Origin of the sequence: Amycolatopsis sp. PS_44_ISF1 (assembly GCF_032335455.1) — a bacterium.
Taxonomy (GTDB): domain Bacteria; phylum Actinomycetota; class Actinomycetes; order Mycobacteriales; family Pseudonocardiaceae; genus Amycolatopsis.
In genome coordinates, this window is the sequence record NZ_JANUXO010000002.1 from 2,389,005 (window position 1) to 2,412,061 (window position 23,057).

21 protein-coding genes are annotated in these 23,057 nt (G+C 72.3%); 8 read left to right on the forward strand and 13 right to left on the reverse strand.

Translation table 11 applies throughout. The features are described from left to right. Positions 1-82: 82 nt before the first annotated feature. Complete coding sequence (locus NYF13_RS24845) at positions 83-1,438, reverse strand: glutamine synthetase family protein (protein WP_315660052.1); 1,356 nt, start codon at positions 1,436-1,438, stop codon at positions 83-85. Beyond that, positions 1,439-1,585 carry a hypothetical protein gene (locus NYF13_RS24850; protein WP_315660053.1) on the reverse strand — a complete coding sequence of 49 codons (147 nt, stop codon included), beginning with the start codon at positions 1,583-1,585 and terminating at the stop codon, positions 1,439-1,441. Positions 1,586-1,980: 395 nt separating this feature from the next. Here NYF13_RS24850 and NYF13_RS24855 point away from each other — a divergent pair, with 395 nt between their 5' ends. Then, a complete protein-coding gene (locus NYF13_RS24855; RefSeq protein ID WP_315660054.1) occupies positions 1,981-2,160 on the forward strand; it encodes a hypothetical protein in 180 nt (59 codons plus the stop codon). A gap of 114 nt (positions 2,161-2,274) precedes the next feature. Here the strand turns inward: NYF13_RS24855 and NYF13_RS24860 are convergent, their stop codons facing one another. The 5 genes from NYF13_RS24860 to NYF13_RS24880 form a co-directional block, all read right to left on the reverse strand. Further along, positions 2,275-3,411, reverse strand: a complete 1,137-nt coding sequence (locus tag NYF13_RS24860; protein ID WP_396287708.1) for an ROK family protein — start codon at positions 3,409-3,411, stop codon at positions 2,275-2,277. A gap of 56 nt (positions 3,412-3,467) precedes the next feature. Next, complete coding sequence (locus NYF13_RS24865; RefSeq protein WP_315660056.1) at positions 3,468-4,901, reverse strand: ABC transporter permease subunit; 1,434 nt, start codon at positions 4,899-4,901, stop codon at positions 3,468-3,470. A 20-nt stretch (positions 4,902-4,921) separates the two neighbouring features. Next, complete coding sequence (locus NYF13_RS24870) at positions 4,922-5,695, reverse strand: ATP-binding cassette domain-containing protein (protein WP_315660058.1); 774 nt, start codon at positions 5,693-5,695, stop codon at positions 4,922-4,924. Between the two features lie 96 nt (positions 5,696-5,791). Further along, positions 5,792-6,925 (reverse strand): substrate-binding domain-containing protein, encoded by a 1,134-nt coding sequence (locus NYF13_RS24875; RefSeq protein WP_315660059.1) that lies wholly within the window; start codon positions 6,923-6,925, stop codon positions 5,792-5,794. Positions 6,926-7,497: 572 nt separating this feature from the next. Further along, positions 7,498-9,282, reverse strand: coding sequence for a DEAD/DEAH box helicase (locus NYF13_RS24880; RefSeq protein ID WP_396287638.1), 1,785 nt, complete (start codon positions 9,280-9,282; stop codon positions 7,498-7,500). 192 nt (positions 9,283-9,474) lie between these two features. On the opposite strand from NYF13_RS24880, the gene NYF13_RS24885 reads away from it, so the two are divergent. Then, positions 9,475-10,620, forward strand: coding sequence for a YihY/virulence factor BrkB family protein (locus tag NYF13_RS24885; RefSeq protein ID WP_315660062.1), 1,146 nt, complete (start codon positions 9,475-9,477; stop codon positions 10,618-10,620). 42 nt (positions 10,621-10,662) lie between these two features. On the opposite strand, the gene NYF13_RS24890 is transcribed toward NYF13_RS24885, so the two are convergent. Then, positions 10,663-11,499, reverse strand: coding sequence for a hypothetical protein (locus NYF13_RS24890; protein ID WP_315660064.1), 837 nt, complete (start codon positions 11,497-11,499; stop codon positions 10,663-10,665). A 190-nt stretch (positions 11,500-11,689) separates the two neighbouring features. Then, entirely contained in the window at positions 11,690-11,929 is a 240-nt protein-coding gene (locus tag NYF13_RS24895) for a DUF3039 domain-containing protein (RefSeq protein WP_315660066.1), read from the reverse strand. A gap of 94 nt (positions 11,930-12,023) precedes the next feature. Between NYF13_RS24895 and NYF13_RS24900 the strand changes: the two genes are divergently transcribed. Then, positions 12,024-12,929, forward strand: coding sequence for a pseudouridine-5'-phosphate glycosidase (locus tag NYF13_RS24900; protein ID WP_315660067.1), 906 nt, complete (start codon positions 12,024-12,026; stop codon positions 12,927-12,929). After that, on the forward strand, positions 12,926-13,795 hold the full coding sequence (locus NYF13_RS24905) for a sugar kinase (RefSeq protein ID WP_315660069.1): 870 nt from the start codon (positions 12,926-12,928) through the stop codon (positions 13,793-13,795). The genes NYF13_RS24900 and NYF13_RS24905 overlap by 4 nt, the downstream gene beginning before the upstream one ends. Positions 13,796-13,816: 21 nt before the next feature. Here NYF13_RS24905 and NYF13_RS24910 read toward each other — a convergent pair whose 3' ends face one another. Continuing rightward, the gene (locus NYF13_RS24910; RefSeq protein ID WP_315660416.1) at positions 13,817-14,164 is read right to left on the reverse strand and encodes a DUF3099 domain-containing protein; all 348 of its coding nucleotides are present in this window, start codon (positions 14,162-14,164) and stop codon (positions 13,817-13,819) included. A gap of 17 nt (positions 14,165-14,181) precedes the next feature. Continuing rightward, the gene (locus NYF13_RS24915; protein ID WP_315660071.1) at positions 14,182-15,447 is read right to left on the reverse strand and encodes an amidohydrolase; all 1,266 of its coding nucleotides are present in this window, start codon (positions 15,445-15,447) and stop codon (positions 14,182-14,184) included. A gap of 28 nt (positions 15,448-15,475) precedes the next feature. Here NYF13_RS24915 and NYF13_RS24920 point away from each other — a divergent pair, with 28 nt between their 5' ends. The 4 genes from NYF13_RS24920 (at position 15,476) to NYF13_RS24935 (ending at position 21,073) form a co-directional block, all read left to right on the forward strand. Continuing rightward, positions 15,476-16,978, forward strand: coding sequence for a methyltransferase (locus NYF13_RS24920; RefSeq protein ID WP_315660072.1), 1,503 nt, complete (start codon positions 15,476-15,478; stop codon positions 16,976-16,978). 10 nt (positions 16,979-16,988) lie between these two features. After that, positions 16,989-17,414: a D-aminoacyl-tRNA deacylase gene (gene dtd / locus NYF13_RS24925; protein WP_315660073.1), complete on the forward strand. Its 426-nt coding sequence runs from the start codon at positions 16,989-16,991 to the stop codon at positions 17,412-17,414. Between the two features lie 294 nt (positions 17,415-17,708). Continuing rightward, positions 17,709-18,746 carry a sigma-70 family RNA polymerase sigma factor gene (locus NYF13_RS24930; protein WP_315660074.1) on the forward strand — a complete coding sequence of 346 codons (1,038 nt, stop codon included), beginning with the start codon at positions 17,709-17,711 and terminating at the stop codon, positions 18,744-18,746. 659 nt (positions 18,747-19,405) lie between these two features. Further along, entirely contained in the window at positions 19,406-21,073 is a 1,668-nt protein-coding gene (locus NYF13_RS24935) for a fumarate hydratase (protein WP_315660075.1), read from the forward strand. Here the strand turns inward: NYF13_RS24935 and NYF13_RS24940 are convergent. Continuing rightward, on the reverse strand, positions 21,060-21,488 hold the full coding sequence (locus NYF13_RS24940) for a MarR family transcriptional regulator (protein ID WP_315660076.1): 429 nt from the start codon (positions 21,486-21,488) through the stop codon (positions 21,060-21,062). The genes NYF13_RS24935 and NYF13_RS24940 overlap by 14 nt on opposite strands. Further along, the gene (locus NYF13_RS24945) at positions 21,485-22,930 is read right to left on the reverse strand and encodes an MFS transporter (RefSeq protein WP_315660077.1); all 1,446 of its coding nucleotides are present in this window, start codon (positions 22,928-22,930) and stop codon (positions 21,485-21,487) included. The genes NYF13_RS24940 and NYF13_RS24945 overlap by 4 nt, the downstream gene beginning before the upstream one ends. Between the last annotated feature and the right edge of the window lie 127 nt (positions 22,931-23,057).

A 23,057-nucleotide genomic window follows, 5' to 3' on the forward strand; every position in this document is an offset into this window, starting at 1 on the left:
TGTCCAGGTAATCGAGCCGGGCCCGCTGCGGCGGCTCGTCCCGGCGCCCCGGACAGGCCGGTGTGGCTAAAGGACATCGCGCTCAGTACCGCCACCGATGCGCGTCGACGATCTCTTCGAGACTGCGTTCCGCTGCCCACTGCGCGTCGGACGCACGCACCGCGCGAAACGCCCCGAGCAGCTCTTCGCCGAGCGCGCCCGACACCCGGGGCGACGCGAGCAGCGCCGCGTCCTGCTCCTGCGGGCTCGCGGGCAGCAGGGCCACCCCCCGGGCCGCGCGCTCCTCCTCGGTCCAGCCGCCCGGATCCTGCCCGATCGGCTCAGGCAGCTCCGCGCCGTCCTCGATCCCGGCCATTCCGGCGGCGAGCACCACGGCCAGCGCCAGGTACGGGTTCGCCGAGGCGTCGGACGTCTTCAGCTCGACGTTCGCGTGGTCCGGCCCCAGCAGCTTCGAACCCGGTACGTACCGAAGTGGCGCTTCGCGGTTCTCGACTCCCCAGAACGAGTACGCACCGGCGAAGAACCCCGGCCGCAGCCGCAGCGTCGAGGGCACGCTGGGTGCCGTGACCGCGGTGAGCGCCGGCAGGTCCCTCAGCAGCCCGCCGACGTATGCGGCCCCTTCGCCGCTCGGCCGCCCCTCGCCGGACAGCAGGTTGCGGCCCTGGCGTGACACCGACGTGTGCAGGTGCCAGCCGTTGCCGGCCGCGCCGAGGCCCACCAGCGGCGCGAAACTCACCGCCAGCCCGTGGGCGTGGGCGGCGGCGTGGATGGTCTGGCGGGCGAGCAGCTGGTCGTCGGCCGCGGACAGCGGGTCGGTGGCGGCCAGGGAAAGCTCCAGCTGCGACGCGCCGTACTCGGCGTGCAGCTGGCCGATCTCCAGGCCGTTCGCGGCGAAGCCGGTCAGTAGCGCGGAAACGATCCCGTCCAGGCCGACCAGCGCGTGCGGGCTGTAGGCCGGGCCCGGGTGCCCGGGCGAGCCGGGCCGGTCGGCGGGCGCGACGGTGAACTCCAGCTCGTAGCCGGCCCGGAACTCCAGCCCGCGACGCCCGGCCTCGGCGAGGGCGCGTTCGAGCACCGTGCGCTGGCAGTACGGCCACGGCGAGCCGTCGGCCGCGAGCTGCCGGGCCGGCGCCCAGGCCAGCGCGGGCTGCCCGGACAGCCGCCGGACCCGCTCCAGCACCGGCACCAGCCGGATGTCGCCCGACGGCGTCGCGAGGCCCGCGTGCCCGTAGGTGATGGCGTCGTGGCTGTCGAAGACCGCGAACAGCGAAGTCGCGCCGACCCCCTTCACCGCAGCGCCGGCGAGCCCGCCGACCGGCACGATGCGGGAGCGCGGGATCCCGTTGTTGTCGGCCCAGGCCAGGTGCACCCCCGCCACCCCGGCCGCGGCCAGCTCATCGGCCAGCTCATCGGCCACTGCGGACGCCGCCTTGGTCATTCACACCTCCCGGGACCGGGCCAGTATCCCCGGCGCCAAGGCGAACAGCACGGTGAAGCCGGCCCGGCCGACGCGTCGCCGCGTGAGCCGGCCGAACGCGAGCGGCACCACGGTCGAGAGCACCCCGACCCGAAGGCGAACCTTCACGGCGAAGGGTGGCGTGCCCGAAAAGACCGATCGCGATGGCTGCACCGGCACACCTGAAGATTCCGCTGAGAACGAACAAGATCGGTGCCGCGACCGCGCCGGACCGGTCGATGAGACGGCGTGCGACCACCCCTGAACCGATCCTGAGCTGGGAAAACAGGGGTTCCGCGGTAGGTCTGTCCTACTCCTCGGGAAACCATTACGACAACCGGGGTAATTCGGCGTGACACAGGTCCCACCGGTGCGGGAACACTTGCGGGGCGCCGAACGTCTGCAAGAGTGGAAGCACGAACACCGCGGAGCCGGAGGCGATCCCGCCGAAGGCGTCAGTCCCGAAGTGGGCGTAGCTGGATCTAGGTACCGGGTGACCGGTACCGGGACGGAGGGAGACCCCCATGACATCACCCACGCTCACCCGCCCCGAATTGACCGCCCTCGACCGTTGCGACCGGTGCGGGGCCGCGGCTCAAGTACGCGCGGTGCTCAACTCCGGAGGAGAACTGCTCTTCTGCGGGCACCACGCCCGTGAGCACGAGGCCAAGCTCAAGGAGCTGGCCGCGGAGATCCAGAAGTAGGGGTCCCCAAGGAACTCGACCGGAAGCGGCAGGCACCCGATGTGCCTGCCGCTTCCGGCGTTCCGGGGTCCTTCGCCCGCGATCTCCCGGACCGGAGCGGCCCACCGGAGCGGCTCAGAACGTGTCCAGGACCACTTCGAACGCCACCTCGGCCGCGCCCAGCAGCTTGCCGTCCGCGCCGAGGGCCGAGCTGAGGATCCGGGTGCCGCCCACCGCGCGGCTGACCAGGCTGCGCCGGCCGACCTCCTCGGCCACCGACTGGACCACCGGCTCCGGCAGCACCGTGAGCAGGTCGCCCAGCACGACCAGCTGCGGGCCCAGCAGGTTGACCACGTTGACCAGGCCCAGGGTCAGCCACTCGGCGAACTCCCCGAGCCGTGACGCCGCTTCTTCCGGTTTGCGGGCCAGCTCCCGCAGCTCGACCAGGATGGACCCGCGGGTGCTCACCTCCGGCAGGCCCAGCGCCCGGCACAGCGCGGCCTCGCCGATCTCGGTCTCCCAGCAGCCGCTGCTGCCGCAGTAGCAGGGTCGTCCGCCCGGGCGGACGACCATGTGGCCGATCTCCCCGACGTACCCCGCCCCGCCCCGCAGCGACGAGCCCTGCGAGATCACACCGCCGCCCACGCCCACGTCCGCGGAGACGTACACGGCGTCGGACGAGCCGCGGGCCGCGCCGCGCAGGTGCTCGGCCACCGCGCCCAGCTCCGCGTCGTTGCCGACCAGGATCGGGATCCGCAGCACGGCGGTCAGCCGGTCGCCGAGGGCGACGTCGGTCCAGCGGAGGTTGGGGGCCTCGTGCACGTAACCGTCGGCGCGGCGCACCACCCCGGGCACGGACACCCCGGCCGCCACCGGCTCCACGCCGAGGTCGCCGGCCAGCACCGCCGCCGACTCGATCACGTGCGTGATCACCTCGTCCGGGGTGCGGGTGCGGCCGTGCAGGTTCCAGCTGTTGCGGCCGAGGATCTGCCCGCCCAGCCCGACCAGGGCGATGGCCACGTGCTCGACCTGGAGGTCGACCGCGAGCACCACCGCCGCGTGCGGCTGGGGCAGGACCAGGAGCGAGGGGCGGCCCGCCCCCCGTCCCGGCCTCGGCACCCGCTCCTCGACGACGCCCGCTTCCGCGAGGCCGTCGACGAGCGTCTTGATCGTGCTGCGGTTGAGCCCCAGCTCGGTGGCCAGCACCGCCCGCGTGCTCGGTCCGCTGACGTGCAGCAGGCGGAGCAGCGTCGTGCGGTTGTGCCGGCGCACCTCGTCGGGTCGTGCGACAGGTGAGTTGCTCACCGGCCTGATCGTCCCATCACGGGTCAGCGGGCCGACGCAGCCGCTCGGCGCCGCGAGAGCGCGTCCACCGAAGCCGCCAGCATCAGCACCAGGCCGGTGACGATGTTGACCACGGCGGAGGACTGCTGGAGCAGGCCGAGGCCGTTGGTCACGATGGCCAGCACCGCGCCACCGATCACCGCGTCGATCATCCGGCCCTTGCCGCCGAACAGCGAGGTGCCGCCGATGACCGCCGCGCCCACCGCGAACAGCAGCGTGTTGAGGCCACCGGACTGCGGGTTGACCGCGCCGATCTTCGACGAGTACACGATCGCGCCGATCGCGGCGAAGGTCGAGCTGATCACGAACACGCTGGTGCGCAGCTTCGGCACGTTGATGCCGGCGCGGCGCGCGGCTTCCTTGTTGCCGCCGACCGCGTAGATGTGCCGGCCGTAGCGGGTGCGGTTGAGCACGTAGGTGCCCGCGAACAGCAGCACCAGCACGATCGGGACCACGTACGGCACCCCCTCGATCACCACGAGGTTGCTCGACGAGCGGTTGACCGACAGCAGCGCGGTCGCCACCGCCGCGAGCACCGCGACCACGCCGACCTTGAACAGCACGATCGGCGTCGGCTGGACCACCAGGCCGCGCTTGCGGCGGGAGAAGTGCTGGCCGAGCGCGATGAGCGCGTAACCACCGGCTGCGAGGACGAACAGGATCCAGCTGCCCACGACCGAGAGGTTGCCGTTCGCCACCGCGTTCAGCGTCTCGTCGGTGCTGATCGGCAGCGTGCCGCCTTCACCGATGAACTGCAGGATCACGCCCTGCCAGACGATGAACAGCGCCAGCGTCACGACGAAGGACGGCATGCCGATCTTCGACACCAGGAAGCCGGTGATGCAGCCGATGGCGGTGCCGACGCAGACCGCGATCAGCATTTCCAGCCACGGGTTCACCGGCACGCCGATCGCGATCACCACGATGCCCACCAGCGAGATCGCCGCGCCCGCCCAGATGCGCTGCAGCAGCGCCAGCGCCACGGCGATCGCGAGCACCACCAGGAAGGTGATGAACACCCCGGTGCCCATGGAGCCCAGCAGGTTGCCGTTCTTGACGTAGTGCAGCGCCATCAGCGCGGCGCACAGGCCCGACGCGGTGCCGGCGGAGAGGTCGATCTCGCCCAGCAGCAGCACGAACACGATGCCCATCGCGATGATGGTCTGGCCCGCGCCCTGCGCCAGCAGGTTCGCGATGTTGCGCAGGGTGAAGAAGTCGCCCGAGAGGGCGCTGAACAGGATGGCCAGCACGATCACGCCGAGCACGGCCGGGATCGACCCGAGCTGGCCGTCCTTCATCCGCGCGAAGTAGTCCTTGATCGCCTCGCCGGTGGACATCGACGTGGTGTCGATGCCGAAGTCGGCGATCGCGTTCGACGAAGCGTCCGGCTGCGCGGCCTTGGCAGGGGTCTCAGTCATTTCCGGTTCTTTCTCGTTGCTCACAGCGCGGCGGCTTCGGGGCGGGCCAGGCCGAGGTCGCCCGAACGGCCCGCGGTGATGAGTTCGACGACCTGGCCGTGGGTGACGTCCTTGGTCTGCACCTCCGCCACCAGGCGGCCCAGGTACAGCACGTCGATGCGGTCGGCGACCTCGAACACGTCGGCCATGTTGTGGCTGATCAGCACCACTCCGAGGCCCTGCTCGGCCAGGCGGCGGACCAGGTCCAGCACCTGCCGGGTCTGCGCGACGCCGAGCGCGGCGGTCGGCTCGTCCAGGATCACGACCTTGCTGTTCCACAGCACCGACTTCGCGATGGCGACGGTCTGGCGCTGGCCGCCGGAGAGCGAGGACACGGGGGTGCGCACGGACTTCACGGTCCGCACCGAGAGGGAGGCCAGCGTCTCGCGCGCGGCCTTCTCCATGCTGGCCTCGTCGAGCAGCCAGCGGCTGCCGCGCTCGCGGCCGAGGAACATGTTCTGCACGATGTCGAGGTTGTCGGCCAGCGCGAGGTCCTGGTAGACGACCTCGATGCCGAGTTCGCCGGCGTCCTTGGGGCCCCGGATGTGCACGGGCTCGCCGTTGAACAGCACGGTGCCCGTGTCGTAGGGGTGGATGCCGGCGACGCACTTGACGAGCGTCGACTTGCCGGCGCCGTTGTCACCGACCAGCGCGGTCACCTCGCCCGCCCGCACGGCGAAGTCCACGTCGTGCAGGACGTGGACCGGGCCGAAGCTCTTGTTCAGGCCTTTGATGTCGAGAATGGGCTCGCTCATGGGATTCGCATATCTCTCGCGTGGGTACCGGGCCGGGACGCGTCGTCGGGGTACGCGTCCCGGCCCGGCGGTAAGGGGGTGTGCTACTCAGTCAGCTCAGGAGATGCCGTACTGGGTGCACTTGGCGGCGAGGTCACCGGTGCACAGGTCCGACGCCTTGACGTAGCCCTGGGTGACGACGTCCTTGACGTTGTTCACCGTGATCAGGCGCGGGTCGAGCAGCACCGACTTGAGGTCACGGTTGTTCTTCGGGTCGTGCAGCTTGCCCGTGGCGATCGCGTCGGCCCCGGCCTTGTCGCCCTTGGCCAGCGCCGCGGCCAGCTTCGCGGTGTTCTCGGCCTCTTCCTTGATCGGCTTGAAGATGGTCAGCGTCTGGTCGCCGCGCAGGATGGCCTGCAGGCCGGCCGCGGTGGAGTCCTGGCCGGTGACCGGGACCTTGCCGTTGAGGCCGTTCTTCTTCAGCACGGTGATGACCGCGCCGGCGAGCTCGTCGTTCGCCGCCACGACCCCGTCGACCTTGCCGCCGGCGCCGGTGAAGATCTGCTCGAAGGTGGTGCCGCCGAGCGCCGCGTCCCAGTCGTTGATGGCCTGCTTGCGCACCAGGTTCAACGCGTGCGAGTCGTAGAGCGGCTTGAGGATCTTGTCGTGGCCGTCGCCGAACAGGGTGGCGTTGTTGTCCGTCGGCGCGCCCTCGATCTGCACGATGTTGGCGCCCTGCTTGCCCTTGAGCGCATCGACCAGGCCCTGGGCCTGGATCTCGCCGACCTTCTCGTTGTCGAACGAGACGTAGTAGTCGGCCGAGCCGCCGAGGCTCGGGCGGTCGTAGTCGATGACCGGGATGCCCGCGGTCTTCGCCTTGGCCTCGATGGCCGCGCCGACCGCCGGGTCGGACGGGGCGATGATCAGGACCTTGACGCCCTGGCTGATGAAGCCGTCGGCCAGGGTGGAGAACTTCTGGTTGTCGCCCTGGGCGTTCTGGATGTCGGCCGAGAAGCCCTGCGCCTGGAGCGCGCTCTGGAGCATCGGCTTGTCGAAGGCCTCCCACCGGGCGGAGGTGGCGGTCTCCGGGAGGATCACGCCGACCTTGCCGTTGGCGCCGCCGCCCGCCGGGGCGGAGGCCGACGAGGAGCTGTCCCCAGAGCCCCCGGAGTTGGAGTTGGCCCCGCAGGCGGTCAGCACCAGGCCGGTGCTCACCGTGGCGGCAAGGAGGGTAAGGGTTCTGCTGCGCATCCTCGTTCCTTCCGGATCATGCTCGCGGGCGGTGATCCGGAGGTCCCGGCGCACCGACGCGCATATGTTGTGGCCGACAACATATGCCGCTGAGCGACTTCGCGGAAGATAGCTGGATCGATTAAATGACACCAATTGGACACGGTTCGGCAACATGGCCCGGTTACCGTCCGGAAAGAGTAAATCGCCTGACGGAGTGATGGTCGGCACACACTCAGCGTGACCACCGGAAGAGGCACCGGTCGTTACTCGGGGACACGCGCAGTGATCATGGAAAAAACCACCGGGTGCGTACCCGGTCCGTTCCGGGCGGCCGGACGGCATCGTCCCGGAGCCAGGCGTCCCGCCAGGACGGAGGGTCATCGCCGCGGCGCGGCCACCGGACCTGGCCCACCCGGGCGGACCAGTTCCACCGGAAGCGGAGCGTGATGAGCGCGATCCGGCGGGACCGGCCGTGGCGGACCGACCCGGAGCGGAGCGTGACGACCGGAATCCCGGGCGACTCGAACGGCCCAGCGCCGCCTCGGCGCGCAGAGTGACAGCCGGGCCCAGCGGGTTCCGAGCCGCTACCGCTACCAGGAGCGGAGCGTGACGATCCGTTCTTCGAGCTGCTCCATGGTCGCCATGGCCGTGGGCGGGCCGCCGCACACCCGGCGCAGCTCGTTGTGGATCGCGCCGTGCGGCTTCTTCGTGCGGTGGTGGTACATGCCGACCAGAGCGTTCAGCTCTTTGCGCAGCGTGCCGATCCGCTCACCGACCGACTGCGGCCGCGCCGGGGCCGCCGCCGGCTCGGCCTCCTTGGGCTTGCGCCGCTTCTCGTCGGAGAGCTGCTCCTCCTGCCGCCGGCGCAGCAGGGCGCGGACCTGGTCGGGCTCCAGCAGCCCGGGCAGGCCGAGGTACTCCTGCTCCTCGTCGGAGCCGGAGAACACCGCGGTCCCGAACGAGTTGCCGTCGTAGATCACCTGATCGAGCTCGGCCGAAGCCCCCAGCGAGGTGAACGCCTTCTCCTCCTCGCCCGGCTCGTCCTCGGTCCGGTTGGCCTGGGCGAGCAGCTCGTCGTCCCAGCCCTCCTGCTCGCGGTGCGGCTTGCCGAGCACGTGGTCGCGCTGGGCCTCCAGCTCGCTCGCCAGTTCCAGCAGCACCGGGACGCTGGGCAGGAAGACGCTGGCCGTCTCGCCGGCCTTGCGGGCCCGCACGTACCGGCCGATGGCCTGGGCGAAGAACAGCGGGGTCGACGCGCTGGTGGCGTACACGCCGACGGCCAGCCGCGGCACGTCGACGCCCTCGGACACCATCCGGACCGCCACCAGCCAGCGCTCGTTCGACTCGGAGAACTCCTTGATCCGCCCGGAGGCCTTGGGATCGTCCGAGAGCACCACGGTCGGCAGCTCGCCGGACATCCGCTCCAGGATCTTCGCGTACGCCCGCGCCGACTCCTGGTCGGTGGCGATGACCAGGCCGCCCGCGTCCGGGATGCCCTGGGCGCGCAGCTGCGAGAGCCGGGTGTCGGCCGCGTGCAGCACCGAGGGGATCCACTCGCCCGACGGGTCGAGCGCCGTGCGCCAGGCCCGCGCGTTCTGCTCCGCGGTGAGCGGCTCGCCCAGCCGCGCGGTGAACTCCTCCCCCGCGCTGGTGCGCCAGGAGGCTTCGCCGGAGTAGGCGAGGAAGACCACGGGCCGGACCACGCCGTCGGCCAGCGCGTCGGCGTAGCCATAGGAGTGGTCGGCGCGGCTGCGTTGGAAGCCGCCCTCGTCGGGCTCGTAGGTGACGAACGGGATGGCCGAGTCGTCGGACCGGAACGGGGTCCCGGTCAGCGCCAGCCGGCGCACCGCCGGCGTGAACGCCTCGCGCACCGCGTCGCCCCACGACTTCGCGTCGCCGCCGTGGTGGATCTCGTCGAGGATGACCAGCGTCTTGCGGTTCTCCGTGCGCACCCGGTGCAGCGTGGGGTGCGCGGCGATCTGCGCGTAGGTGATCGCGACGCCCTGGTAGTCCGGCGAGGTGACGCCGGTGGTGTTGCGGAAGTTCGAGTCGATGGCGATGCCCGCCGCCGCCGCGGCGGCCGCCCACTGGTGCTTCAGGTGCTCGGTGGGCGTGACGATGGTGACCGCCTCGACGGTGCGGTCCGACAGCAGTTCGGCCGCGATCCGCAGGCCGAAGACCGTCTTGCCCGCGCCCGGCGTCGCGACCGCCAGGAAGTCCTTCGGCCGCTTGGTCAGGTACTTCGTCAGCGCGCGGCGCTGCCAGGCCCGCAGCGGGCGGGCGGTGGAGTCCGCCTCGGCGGGCGGCGCCCCGAGGACCCGCTGGGTCGTCTCGGACAAACTCGGCTCACCCCCTGCTCGGACCGGCTGTGACATGCGAGAAGACATGCGAGAACCCCCACTGTGGTACCGGCTTCGACGCCGGCGACTGCGGTGAGGGCACTCCCGTGAGCCTACCTTCCACCTCCCTCCGCGCCCGGCACGCCACGGCCGAAGTCACCCGACACGCCCGGGGACCCCACCGGTGACGAGCCAAATTCGCGCGAATGGACCATGCTGGGACCCACCATGGGTGAGGTGAAGCCGGACGCCGGGTCGGCGACCGAAGCGAAGACAGCGCGCAAGGGGCCGTGGCGCCTGCTCACGCGCACCCTCGCCAAGGCGTGGGACAACAACATCTTCTCCGAAGCCGCCGAGGCCGCGTTCTGGCAGACGCTGTCGCTGCCGCCGCTGCTGCTCGGGCTGCTGGGCAGCCTCGGCTTCATCGGCGAGTGGTTCGGCCAGGGCGTGGTCACGGCCGTGCACGACCGGATCATCACCTTCTGCCACACCATCTTCAGCGCCAACGCGGTGCAGGAGATCATCGAGCCGACGGTGAACAGCATCCTCACCGTGGGCAAGGGCGAGATCGTCTCGGTCGGCTTCCTCATCTCGCTGTGGGCGGGTTCGTCGGCGATGTCCTCGTTCGTCGACGCGATCACCGTGGCCCACGACCAGTACGGCGTGCGCAACGAGGTCTGGCAGCGGATCTTCGCGCTGCTGCTCTACCTGTGCGCGCTGGTCGTCCTGGTGGTCGGGCTGCCGCTGCTGGCGATCGGCCCGGACCTGCTGCCGGAGTTCTTCCCGGTGGACTGGCGGCCGACCGTGGCGGACTGGGTCGGCACGCTGTACTTCCCGGTGCTCGGCGTGATGATCGTGCTGGCGCTGACCACGCTGTACAAGCTTTCGCTGCCGCGGCGGCTGCCCTGGCACCGCGGGCTGCCGGGCGCGGTGCTGGCCATGGTGATCTTCCTGCTCTCCAGCGTCGGGCTGCGCATCTACCTGAACTGGATCACCAAGACCGGCTACACCTACGGCGCGCTGGCCGCGCCGATCGCGTTCCTGCTGCTGATGTTCTTCATCGGGCTCGCGGTGGTCGGCGGCGCGTACTTCAACAGCGCCATCCAGGAGCTGTGGCCGGCCCGGGCGACGCGGCGGCAGCGGCGGCGCTGGCGGCGGCTGGAGATGGAGCGGGCCAACGAGCGGCTGCGGGCCGAGGAGGGCCACAAGCTCTGGGACCGCGGCACGATCCCGCTGCGGCGGCCCCGCCCTGCCGAGGCCGGGGAGTCCCGGTCTCGGGAGGACGGGACGCCGGACACCCCCTCGGGCCAGGCCGTCGACTCCGTGCCGGAAACCGGGCCCGCGGCCGAAAAGGACGACACGCGCACCTCGTGAGGGTTCAGCCCGGCGGGAACCGGCCCGAACCCCCGCGAGCGGTCACTGGTGGAAGCGCCAGGTCTTGCTGTCGATCGCGACGCACACGCCCGGCGACATCACCACGACCCGCAGGGTGCCGTCCCGCTCGTCGAAGTCGATGCCCTCGACCTCGAAGCCGCCGCTGCAGCCGCTCTCCAGCGGCAGCCGGCCCAGTGAGGTCACGTGCCCGGTCACGTCGGCGCCGGACAGCGGGCCGGCCAGGTCGACCTGCAGCAGCGGCTTGATCGTGCCGAACAGGCTGCCGTCCGGGTCGTCGGAGGAGCACACCAGCCGGGTGGCGGTGACGAAGTCGCAGCCCTGCACGTCGCGGACCTGGTGGTCGAGCCGGACGGCGGAGGCGTAGGGCAGGTTGCGGCCCGGGTCGGTGAACGCGACGCCGGGCATCGGGTGCACCAGGAGCCGGTCCATGGTGCCGTACTCGCCGGCCACCAGCCAGCGGGCGTCGGGCGAGACCGCGGCGAACGAGTTGTTGTTCGCCTCCCACGGCTCCAGTTCGTGCCGGTAGTCGGCCCAGGTGCCGTCCGGGGCCTGCACGCGGAAGAGCTTCGCGCCGCGGTCGTCGCGCTGGTAGGGCTCGACGTACCAGCCCTGCGCCGAACCGGGGTCGCCGACGTGGCTCCAGCCCTGCGCGGCGAGGTCGGCCGGCACCGTGCCGATGCCGGTGTAGCGGATGGTGGTGCCGGACGGGCGGACGACGGTCGCCAGCCCCTGGCTCTCGTCCAGCGGGCGGGCCCGGTCGGAGCCGGTCGTGGTCCAGCCGGTGACGGCGCCGGCCGTCCCGGGTACCACGGCGGCGAGCAGGGCGGCGAGGGCGAGAACGATCCCGGTTTTGCGCATGCGGACTCCGTCGGGGAGGAGGGGGACTGGCCGGAGGGCCGGTCTACCAGTTCCTCCCCGGTCGCACCGCTACCGGGTGAAAGATTTTCATTTTTGTCCGCCCGAACTTACCCCCGCGTACCCGGACCGGCCCGGGGGCAGGACGGGACGGCGGGCCCGCGCGGGGCCCGCCCCCGGGGAGCCGGAGCCGCTAGTCCTGGCCCGGGCGGAGACCCTTGTAGACCTCCTCGCAGGCCGGGCAGACCGGGGAACCCGGCTTCGGCGACTTGGTGACCGGGAAGACCTCGCCGCAGAGCGCCACCACGTGCGTGCCCATGACCGCGCTCTCGGCGATCTTGTTCTTGCGCACGTAGTGGAACATCTTCGGGGAGTCGTCGTCGGTCGACTCGGAACTGTCGGTCTCCGGCTTCGTCAGCGTCTCGGTGCTCACCCGTCCATCATGCCTCAGCGCTCCGGCGGCCGGAATCACCGCCCGCCGACCCCGGGCCCGGCCCGCCGGCGCGGATCACCGAGGATGTCCGTTCGTGACTACGCAACTGTCCCTCCACCCGGAGGTCGCCTCGGCGCTGCGCGACGGCCACCCCGTCGTCGCGCTCGAGAGCACGATCCTGTCGCACGGGCTGCCGCACGGGCGCAACCTCGACGTCGCCCACCGGCTCGAGCAGGTGGTGCGCGCGGGCGGCGCCGTGCCGGCGACCATCGCCGTGCTGGACGGCCGCCCGGCCGTCGGCCTGACCCCCGCCGAGCTCGAGCGGGTCTGCGCGCCCGGCGCCGGCCTGGACAAGCTGTCGCTGCGGGACCTCGGACCGGCCGTCGGGCTCGGCCGCTCGGGGGCGACCACCGTCGCGGCCACATCGGCGCTGGCCGCCGCGGCCGGGATCGGCGTGTTCGCCACCGGCGGGCTCGGCGGGGTGCACCTCGGCGCCGGGCGGACCTGGGACGTCTCGGCCGACCTCGGCGTGCTGGCCCGGGTGCCGACCGTGGTCGTCTGCTCCGGGGTGAAGTCGGTGCTGGACATCGCCGCGACGCTGGAGGTGCTGGAGACGAACTCGGTGCCGGTGCTGGGCTACCGCACCGACGACTTCCCGGCGTTCTACCTGCGTTCCTCCGGGCACCCGGTCGGCTGGCGGGTGGACGACGCGCAGCAGGCCGCCGCGGTGATCGCCGCGCACCGCGCGTACGCCCCTTCCGGCGTGCTGCTGGCCAACCCCGTCCCGGCTCCGTCCGAAATGGACCGCGACCGGCACGACCGGCTCCTCGCCGAGGGGATGGAGCTGTTGCGGGACAACGACGTCCGCGGCGCGGCGGTGACCCCGGTGCTGCTGGAGCACTTCCACACCGCGAGCGGCGGCGTGAGCATCGACGCCAACGAGGCGCTGGTGCTCGCCAACGCCGCGCTGGCCGCGGAGGTCGCGGTGGCGCTGGCATGACCGGCATCGTGGTGGTCGGCGACGCCGGCCTGGACGTGGTCGCCCGGCACGACGAGGCCCTCCCCCACGGCGGGGACGCGCGCGCCGAGATCCGCTTCACCGGTGGCGGCGCGGGCGCGAACACCGCGCTGTGGCTGCGTTCCCTCGGCGTGGACACCACCCTGGTCGCGCGCATCGGCGACGACTCCGGCGGCCGGCTGATCCGCGCCGAGCTGGAGGCGGCCGGGGTGCGCTGCGCGTTCGCCGTCGACCCCGTGGCGCCGACCTGCTGCGTGGTGGTGCTGGTGGACGGCACCGGACAGCGCAGCATGCTCGCCGACCGCGGGGCGAACAAGCGCTTCCAGCCCGTCGACGTCACGCCCGGGGCGCTGGCCGGTGCGGGGCACCTGCACCTGTCCGGTTACGTGCTGCTGGACCCGTCTTCGCGCCCGGCCGGGCTGGCCGCGCTGGCGGCGGCGAAGGCGGCCGGGCTGAGCACCTCGGTCGACCCGCAGGCGGCGGCGCACATCCACGACGCCGCCGCGTTCCTCCGCGACGTGGCCGGCACCGACCTGCTGATGCCGAACACCGAAGAGCTGGTCGCGCTGACCGGCTCGGCCGACCCGGCCTCGGCCGAGGAGCTGCTCGGCCCGGTCGGCGCCGTGGTCGTCACCGCCGGGCTGGACGGCGCGAGCTGGGTCGACGCCCAGGGCGTGACCACCGTGCCCGCCGTCGAGGCGGACTGCGTCGACTCCACCGGCGCGGGCGACGCGTTCGACGCCGGGGTGCTCACCGCCTGGCTGGCCGGGAAGTCCACAGTGGAGGTCCTGCGGGCCGGCACGAGGCTGGGCGCGCGCGCCGTCGGCCGGGTCGGGCCCCAGCCGTGAGCACCCGCGGCGGTCCGGGGCTCAGCCCTCGATGACCGGGTGCTCGCGGTGGTCGAGCTGCTTGGCCTCCCGCTGGTAGCGGTTGGCGTCCTCGGACTTGCGCGGCGGGCGGTCGTTGGCGATCAGCACCGCGACCCAGGGCAGCGGCACCGAGATGACCAGGAAGGTGATGGCCAGCCACCAGGTGTGGTAGGTCAGCCCGGCCAGCACCAGGCAGGGGATGCGGCACAGCATCATCACGACGTACTTGCGCTTGCGCGCCGCGAGCTGGTCGTCGTAGGACGGGGCGGCCCCGGTGATCAGCACCGGGGCGGGACGGGGATCCGGGCCGTGGGCGGGCTCGTTCACAGCACCACCTCCGCCGTCCATGCTGCCACTCGCGCGGCTCATCGGACACCCGGGTGGGCCATCCGGGACAACGCGGCGATCACCAGCGTCTCCACCCCCGCCCGCAGGGTCGGGTGCAGCACCGGCGCGAACCGCGGTGAGTGGTTCGACGGGATGTCGCGTTCGAAGCGCCCTTCGGTCATCGCGGTGATCACCTCCTCCGGGTCGTGCCCGCCGACCAGCCAGAACACCGAGGGCGCGCCGGCCGCGCGGCCGAACTCGCCGAAGTCCTCACTGCCGGTGACCAGCGGCGCCGGCAGGGTGGCCTCGGGGCCGAAGTGCGCGAGGAACGCTTCGGCCAGCTCGCCGTTGAGGGCTGCGTCGTTGTCCGTCACCGGGTACGAGCGGAGCAATTCGACCTCCGCCGGCTCCGGCGCGCCCGCGGTGGCGGCCTCCCCCTGGGCGATCCGCCCGATCGCCGCGCGCAGCCGCAGGAGCCCCGCTTCGTCGAAGGCCCGGGTGTTCACCTCCAGCACCGCGTCGTCGGCGATCACGTTGTCCGTGGTGCCCACGTGCATCGAGCCGACGGTGACCACGGCGGGCTCGGTGGCCGCGGTCTCGCGGGAGACGATCGTCTGCAGCTTCAGCACCACCGAGGCGGCCAGCACGGCCGGGTCGACGGTGGTCTCCGGGCGCGAGCCGTGACCGCCGCGGCCGTGCAGGGTGACCCGCAGCGAGTCCGACGCCGCCATCAGCACGCCCGGCCGGGTCAGCACCCAGCCCGCGGGGGCGGGCGCGAGGTGCTGGCCGAAGACGAAGTCGGGCGCGCCCACCAGGTCGAACAGCCCGTCGCCGAGCATCCGCAGCGCCCCGGCCCCGGCCTCCTCGCCCGGCTGGAACACGGCCACCAGCGTGCCGGACCAGTGCTCTCGGGCGGCACTGAGCAGGCTCGCGGCGCCGGAGAGCCAGGTGACGTGCATGTCGTGACCGCACGCGTGCATCACCGGCACTTCGCGGCCTTCGGCGTCGACGCCGCGGGCGGTGCTCGCGTACGGCAGGCCGGTCCGCTCCTCGACCGGCAGCGCGTCCATGTCGGCGCGCAGCAGCACGGTGGGCCCTTCGCCGTTGCGCAGCACACCGGCCACGCCGGTGCGGCCGATGCCGGTGTGCACCTCGAACCCGTCTTCGGTGAGCCGGCGCGCCAGCTCGGCCGCGGTGCGCGTCTCGGCGTAGGCCAGCTCGGGATGGCGGTGGAAGTCCAGATACAGCGCTTCCAGCCCGGGCAGCGCCGAGTCGAGCGGAGCGAGGACACGTTCGTAGGTCACAACGGCCATCGTGGCAGGCTTACCCACCGTGAGCACGAACCCGTCTCAGCCCGACCTGTCCGACGACGTCTGCGCCCGGCTGCGCGAGGCGTTCCTCCGCGCCGCCTACGACACCGACGGCGTGGTGGCCGCGCTCGGCGGGGCGGCGCACTCCGCGCTCGGCCGCGGCGAGCCCGAGCCCGCCCGCCGCGCCAGCCTCGACGCCGGCGAGCTGGGCACGTTCATCCGGCTGTTCCTGCTCGGGCTGACCGAGCCCGAGCAGCCGGCCGAGACGGCGTTCGCCCCGCTTTCGGTGGAAGCCGCGGTGGCCGCCGGGGTGCTGAAGGCCGAGGACGGCGGGTACCGGGCCGCCCTGGACATCCGCCCGCACGGCGACGACGAGGGCTCCTGGTGGGTGGTCTCGGACCTCGACGCCGACCTGCTGGGCCACACCGTGCCCGGGGACCACGTGCTCGGCGTCGGGCACGCCTCGCTGAGCCTCGTCCGCGCGACCAGCCGCCGCCCGGTGGGCAGCCTGCTCGACGTGGGCACCGGCAACGGCGTCCAGGCCCTGCACGCCACCCGCCACGCCCGGCGGGTCACCGCCACCGACGTCTCCGCGCGAGCGCTCGCGCTGGCCGCGGGCACGTTCCGGCTCAACCGGCTGGACGTGGAGCTGCTGCGCGGCGAATGGTTCGCGCCGGTGGCGCGGCGGCGGTTCGACCAGATCGTGTGCAACCCGCCGTTCGTCGTCGGGCCGCCGCGGGTCGACTACACCTACCGCGACTCCGGCCTGGCCGGCGACGACGCCAGCGCGCTCGTGGTGCGCCAGCTGCCGGGACTGCTCAACGACGGCGGCGTCGGCCAGCTGCTGGCCTCCTGGCTGCACACCGGCCGCGAGGACTGGGCGGACCGGGTCGCCCGCTGGCTGCCCGCGGAGACCGACGCCTGGTTCGTGCAGCGCGACGTCGCCGACCCCGCGCTGTACGTGGGCACCTGGCTGCGTGACGAGGGCATCGACCCGCGCTCGCCGGAAGGCCGGGCCAAGGCCGCGGTCTGGCTCGACTGGTTCACCGAAAACGACGTGCGGGGCATCGGCTTCGGGTTCGTCACGCTGCGCCGCGCGGGCGGGAAGACCCCGGCCGTCGTCTGCGAGGACCTGCGCCAGGCCTACGACGACCCGCTGGGCCCGGAGGCCGCGAACTGGCTCGATCGCGTGGAGTGGCTCCGCGGCCACGGCGACGGGCTGATGGACGTGGCCTTCCGCGTGCCGGAAACGGTGCTGCTGGAACGCGTCGACTCCCCCGGGCCCGAAGGCTGGGAGACCACCGTGCGGCGCCTGCACCGGACCGACGGGCCCGGGTGGCAGCACGAGGTCGACGAGCTCGCCACCCGGCTGCTGGCGGGCTGTCAGGGCGCGCTGCCGCTGGAGGACCTGATCGAGCTCCTGGCCGCGGCGCAGGGCCTCGACGCCGGCGAGCTGGCCGCCGCGGCGCTGCCCGTGGTCCGCGAACTGGTGCGGCACGGGATGCTCGTGCCCACCGGTCAGTGAGACCTGCGTCATGAAGGCGGTCGCGGCCCGCGTCACCCGGGCGAGCGTGACGGTGGACGGAAGTGTGACCGGCGCCATCGAAGAGCCAGGACTGTTGGTGCTGCTGGGAATTCACGCTTCCGACGATCGGGTGAAAGCCGCGGTCATGGCCCGGAAGCTGCACGAGCTGCGCATCCTGCGCGACGAGCAGTCGTGCGCCACCGCGGGCGCGCCGCTGCTCGTCGTCTCCCAGTTCACGTTGTACGGCGACACCCGCAAAGGCCGCCGCCCGTCGTGGGCCGCGGCGGCGCGGCCCGAAGTGGCCGAACCGCTGGTGGAGGCCGTGATCGACGAGCTGCGGGCGCGCGGGGCGACAGTGGCGACCGGCCGGTTCGGGGCGATGATGGCGGTGGAGAGCGTGAACGACGGCCCGTTCACCCTTCTCGTAGAGGTCTAGACCACACGGGCCGCGCCGCCCCGGCGCCTGAGCGGACCCGAGTGCCCGCGAGCGACGATCCTCACGATTCCCCGGCCACGGCGTGCTTCTCAGGAAAAGCTCAGTTTTGGTGGAGCAACCGCACGCCCGCCCCCGCCGTCTTCCCTGTACCAGCCGGGAACGTTTCGGGTACCCGGAGCGTTGGGATCGATGACCAGCCAAGCCGGCTGGGACCGCGGTCGCAGGTTTCCACAGGGCCCGTCACCGCGGGGCAACACCGGCAAGACACGTTCAGCCCGTGACCGGGGAGGCAGAATGTCAGTCCAGACTCTCGAACGCGAGGCGCGCGGGATTCGCGAGCGCGGGATTCCTTCACGACCCTACGTCGAGGAGCCGCCGGCGGGTGTGGGGACGCTCACCGCAGAAGACCTCGACGCGCAGAGCCCGGCCGCCGACCTGGTGCGCGTGTACCTCAACGGCATCGGCAAGACCGCCCTGCTCAGCGCGTCCGACGAGGTCGAGCTGGCCAAGCGCATCGAGGCCGGGGTGTTCGCCCAGCACATGGCCGAAACCGGGGAGAACCTCACCCCCCGGCGCCGCACCGAGCTCAACGCCCTGGTCCGCGACGGCCACGTGGCCAAGAACCACCTGCTGGAGGCCAACCTCCGCCTGGTGGTCTCCCTGGCCAAGCGCTACACCGGCCGGGGCATGCCGCTGCTGGACCTGATCCAGGAGGGGAACCTGGGCCTGATCCGAGCGGTGGAGAAGTTCGACTACTCCAAGGGGTTCAAGTTCTCCACCTACGCCACCTGGTGGATCCGCCAGGCCATCACCCGGGGGATGGCCGACCAGGGCCGCACCATCCGGCTCCCGGTCCACCTGGTCGAGCAGGTCAACAAGCTCGCCCGGATCAAGCGCGACCTGCACCAGCAGCTCGGGCGCGACGCCACCCACGAGGAGCTGGCGGCCGAGTCCGGCATCCCGGCGCACAAGATCTCCGACCTGCTCGACCACTCTCGTGACCCGGTGAGCCTGGACATGCCGGTCGGCACCGAAGAGGACGCCCCGCTGGGCGACTTCATCGAAGACTCCGAGGCCACCGACGCCGAGAGCGCGGTGATCTCGGGCCTGCTCCAGGACGACCTGCGCCGCGTGCTCGCGACGCTGGACGACCGCGAGCAGCACGTGATCCGGCTGCGCTACGGCCTCGACGACGGACAGCCCCGCACCCTCGACCAGATCGGCAAGCACTTCGGGCTCTCCCGCGAGCGCGTGCGCCAGATCGAGCGCGAGGTCATGTCCAAGCTGCGCCAGGGCGAGCGGGCCGAGCGGTTGCGCGCGTACGCGAGCTGATCCGGGGGTCCGGGTCGAGCGATGCTCGACCCGGACCAGGTGCCCCTGAGGATCGCTCCCCGAGTCTCCGGTCGTCGCTTTCCCCTGGTCAGGTCGCGATTCGGTGATGATCGGGTTGCGTTCGGCGATCATTCGCGACCGCTGGGCCGAGTTCGGGTTCGACCACCCGTGGACGTGGGAACGACCAGGCGCGGTGACACCCGTTCGGCCGCGTTGACTTATGACCCGCACCACGACAATGTCGTGGGTAGGGGTCGCCGGTGGCGGCGTCCGGCCGGGACGAGCGGACGCCGGGTCTGCAGTTAGCGGGACCGAGTCACCGGGACTGGGCCACCAGGTCTGAGCCACGCGGTGCGGGTGCGTGCGCATCCGTCCGCCTTCCCCGGGAGGTCGGGTCCGTCGGGGTGGGCCCGGCCTCCCGAACCAAGCCGGGCGGACGGTTCCTCCGTGTCGTCTGCCGCAGTGCCGCCCCCCAGCGCCGCCCCTCTCAGTGCCGCCCCCCTCCGTGCCGCCGCCTCAGCGCCGTCCCTCTCAGTGCCGCCCCTCAGTGCCACCCCTTCAGCCGTGCTCTGGACCACACGGGCCCGCGGGGTGTGCCGGGCGCGCGGTCCGCGCTGAGTACCGTGGTCGGATTCCGTTCAGGGCAAAGGAGCCTGGCTGTGCCGTCCACCACGTTTCAGCACACCGAAGTCCTGCCGCTCGGCAAGGACGCCACCACCGAGTACCGGCTGGTCACCGCCGACGGCGTCGAGGTCGTCGAAGCCGCCGGGCGCACGTTCCTGCGGGTCGAGCCGGCCGCGCTGACCACCCTCGCGCGCACCGCCGTCACCGACATCCAGCACCTGTTGCGCACGTCACACCTGGCCCAGCTGCGGGCCATCGTGGACGACCCCGAAGCCAGCGGCAACGACCGGTTCGTCGCGATGGACCTGCTGCGCAACGCCGCCATCTCGGCCGGCGGGGTGCTGCCCATGTGCCAGGACACCGGTACCGCGATCGTGATCGGCAAGCGCTCCGAGGGCGTGCTCACCGGCGGTGACGACGAGCGCGCGCTGTCGCGGGGCATCTTCGACGCCTACCAGGAACTGAACCTGCGGTACTCGCAGATGGCTCCGCTGAACTTCTGGGAGGAGCGCAACACCGGGTCCAACCTCCCCGCGCAGATCGAGCTGTACCACCGCGACAGCCCCGGCGGGGCGTCGGAGCCGACGTATGAGTTCCTGTTCATGGCCAAGGGCGGCGGCAGCGCGAACAAGACCTTCCTGTTCCAGGAGACCAAGGCCGTGCTGAACCCGAAGCGGCTCGCCCGGTTCCTGGACGAGAAGCTGCGCGGGCTCGGCACCGCGGCCTGCCCGCCGTACCACCTGGCCATCGTGGTCGGCGGCATGTCGGCGGAGTTCACCCTGAAGGTCGCCAAGCTCGCCTCCGCCCGCTACCTCGACACCCTGCCGCAGGCGGGCTCGGAGCTCGGCCACGCGTTCCGCGACCCCGACCTGGAGCAGCAGGTGCTGGAGATGACCCGGCAGTTCGGCATCGGCGCGCAGTTCGGCGGCAAGTACTTCTGCCACGACGTGCGGGTGATCCGGCTGCCGCGCCACGGCGCCTCCTGCCCGGTGGGCATCGCGGTGTCCTGCTCGGCCGACCGCCAGGCCAAGGCCAAGATCACCGCCGACGGGGTGTTCATCGAGCAGCTCGAGCGCGACCCGGCCCGGTTCCTGCCCGAGGTGACCGGGGAGGACCTGTCCGACGAGGTCGTGCCCGTCGACCTCAACCGGCCGATGGCCGAGATCCGCGCGCAGCTCTCGCAGCTTCCGGTGAAGACGCGGCTCTCGCTGAGCGGCCCGCTGGTGGTGGCCCGCGACATCGCGCACGCGAAGATCGCCGAGCGCCTCGACGCGGGTGAGCAGCTACCGCAGTACCTGCGCGACCACCCGGTGTACTACGCGGGCCCGGCCAAGACACCGGAGGGTTACGCGTCCGGTTCGTTCGGCCCGACCACGGCCGGGCGGATGGACTCCTACGTCGAGCAGTTCCAGGCCGCGGGCGGCTCGCTGGTGATGCTGGCCAAGGGCAACCGCTCGAAGCAGGTCACCGCCGCCTGCCAGGCGCACGGCGGCTTCTACCTCGGCTCGATCGGCGGGCCGGCCGCCCGGCTGGCCCAGGACTGCATCAAGCAGGTCGACGTGCTCGAATACGCCGAGCTGGGCATGGAAGCGGTGTGGCGGATCGAGGTCGAGGACTTCCCGGCCTTCATCGTCATCGACGACAAGGGCAACGACTTCTTCGCCACCACCGGCGAGCCCGTGCTGCAGATCAGCTTCCACTGACCCCGCGCCCGGTCAGCCGGGCCAGGACGCGGTCGAGGGCGGCGAGTTCGCCGGGGGGCAGGGCGAGCATGGCCGCGGGCGGCTCCTCCAGGATGCCCAGAGCCAGCTCGGCCGCTGCACAACCGGCCGGGGTGAGGGTGACCACCCGGCTGCGCCGGTCTCCGGGATGCGGTTCGCGGACCGCCAGCCCGCGTCCGACCAGGTCGTCCACCACCAGCGTGGTGTACGGCGGGTCGGTGGCGAGCCACCCGGTCAGCTCGCCCATGGTCATCGGCGCCTCGGCCAGCCGGTAGAGGGCCTTGACCTTGACGAAGCTCAGGCCGAGCGCGTCACCGACCGCCCGGCGGCGGTCGTGCTGCTCCAGCACCAGCGAACGCATCCGGGCCCAGGCGCGCACGGCCGCCGGGTCGCTCACCGGGCCGGCACCAGGCCGGGGCTGGGCTCGTCCTCGAGTCCCGCGGCCACCCGGGCGGCGGTGGCGCGGGCCCAGCCGCTGGTGGTGACCAGGCCGAGCGCCAGCACCACCAGCCCGCAGCCGGCGATCACCCACCAGCCCACCGAGCTGGCCGCCGCGAAGCCGGTGCGGAACGGGCCGTGCACCCGGGCGGTGACCACCGTGCCGATCACCGCGACGCCGAACGACGCGCCGACCTGGCGGCTCGTCGACGCGATCCCGGCCGCGACCCCGGCCTGCGCGCGCGGCATACCGGACACCGCGGCGTTGGTGATCGGCGCGTTGACCAGGCCGAAACCGAGGCCGAAGACCACGTAGCCGGCCATCAGCGGCCACCCGGACGGGGCCTGGGTGGCCCAGGCCAGGATCGCGGCGCCCACCGCGATGCCCGCGCCGGCCACGACCAGCGGCAGCCGGGCGCCGCGCGTGCCGACCAGTCGGCCCGAGATCGGCGCGAACACCGCGGTCATCACGGCCATCGGCAGGGTCAGCAGGCCCGCGTGGAGCGCGCTGTAGCCGCGGGCGTCCTGCAGGTAGAGCGAGTTGACGAAGAGGAACCCGGACAGCCCGGCCATCGCGGAGATCGCGATCACCGTCGCCCCGGAGAACGGCACGCTGCGGAAGAACTTCAGCTCCAGCAACGGATCCCGGCGCCGCCGCTCGTAGGGCACCAGCACCGCCAACGCGAGCAGGGCCACCGCGAACACGCCCAGGATCCGCGGCGAGCCGTAGCCCGCTTCGCGGCCTTCGATGATGCCGTAGGTCAGCCCGGCCAGCAGGACGATCACGAGCAACTGGCCCACGGGGTCGATCCGCCGCGCCCGCGGCGCCCGCGACTCCGGCACCAGCAGCGCGGTGAGCACCACGGCGGCGACCGCCACGGGCACGTTGATCCAGAAGATCGAGCGCCAGCCGAACGGGCCGACCAGCGCGCCGCCGACCACCGGGCCGACCGCCATGCTCAGCCCGACCACCCCGCCCCAGACGCCGATCGCCCGCGCCCGCTCCTTCGGCTCGGTGAAGGTGTTGGTGATGATGGACATCGCCACCGGGTTCAGCATCGAGCCGCCAACCGCCTGCACCGCCCGGAACGCGATGAGCAGCCCGATGCTCGGCGCGACCCCGCACAGCAGCGAGCCGAGGCCGAAGAGCACCAGCCCGGTCTGGAACGTCCGCCGCCGGCCCAGCCGGTCCGCCGTGGACCCGGACAGCATCAGCAGGCTGGCCAGCACCAGGGTGTAGGCGTCGATCGTCCACTGCAGACTCGAGACCGACGCCCCGAGGTCCTGCTGGATGGACGGCAGCGCCAGGTTCACGATCGTGTTGTCGAGCCCGACGATGAACAGGCTCAGGCAGCAGACGGCCAGCACCGCCTGCCGTCGCCGGTGGCTCAGCTCGGGCACGGTCCCCCCGCAAGTAGTTGTAGAGCTATAACATTTAGCACACTACAACTAACTGTCCGGGCGGCCGGGCGAACGCAGCGCAGGTCACGCCGCGAAGCGGACTTCACGCGGCAAAGCGGTGCGTTCC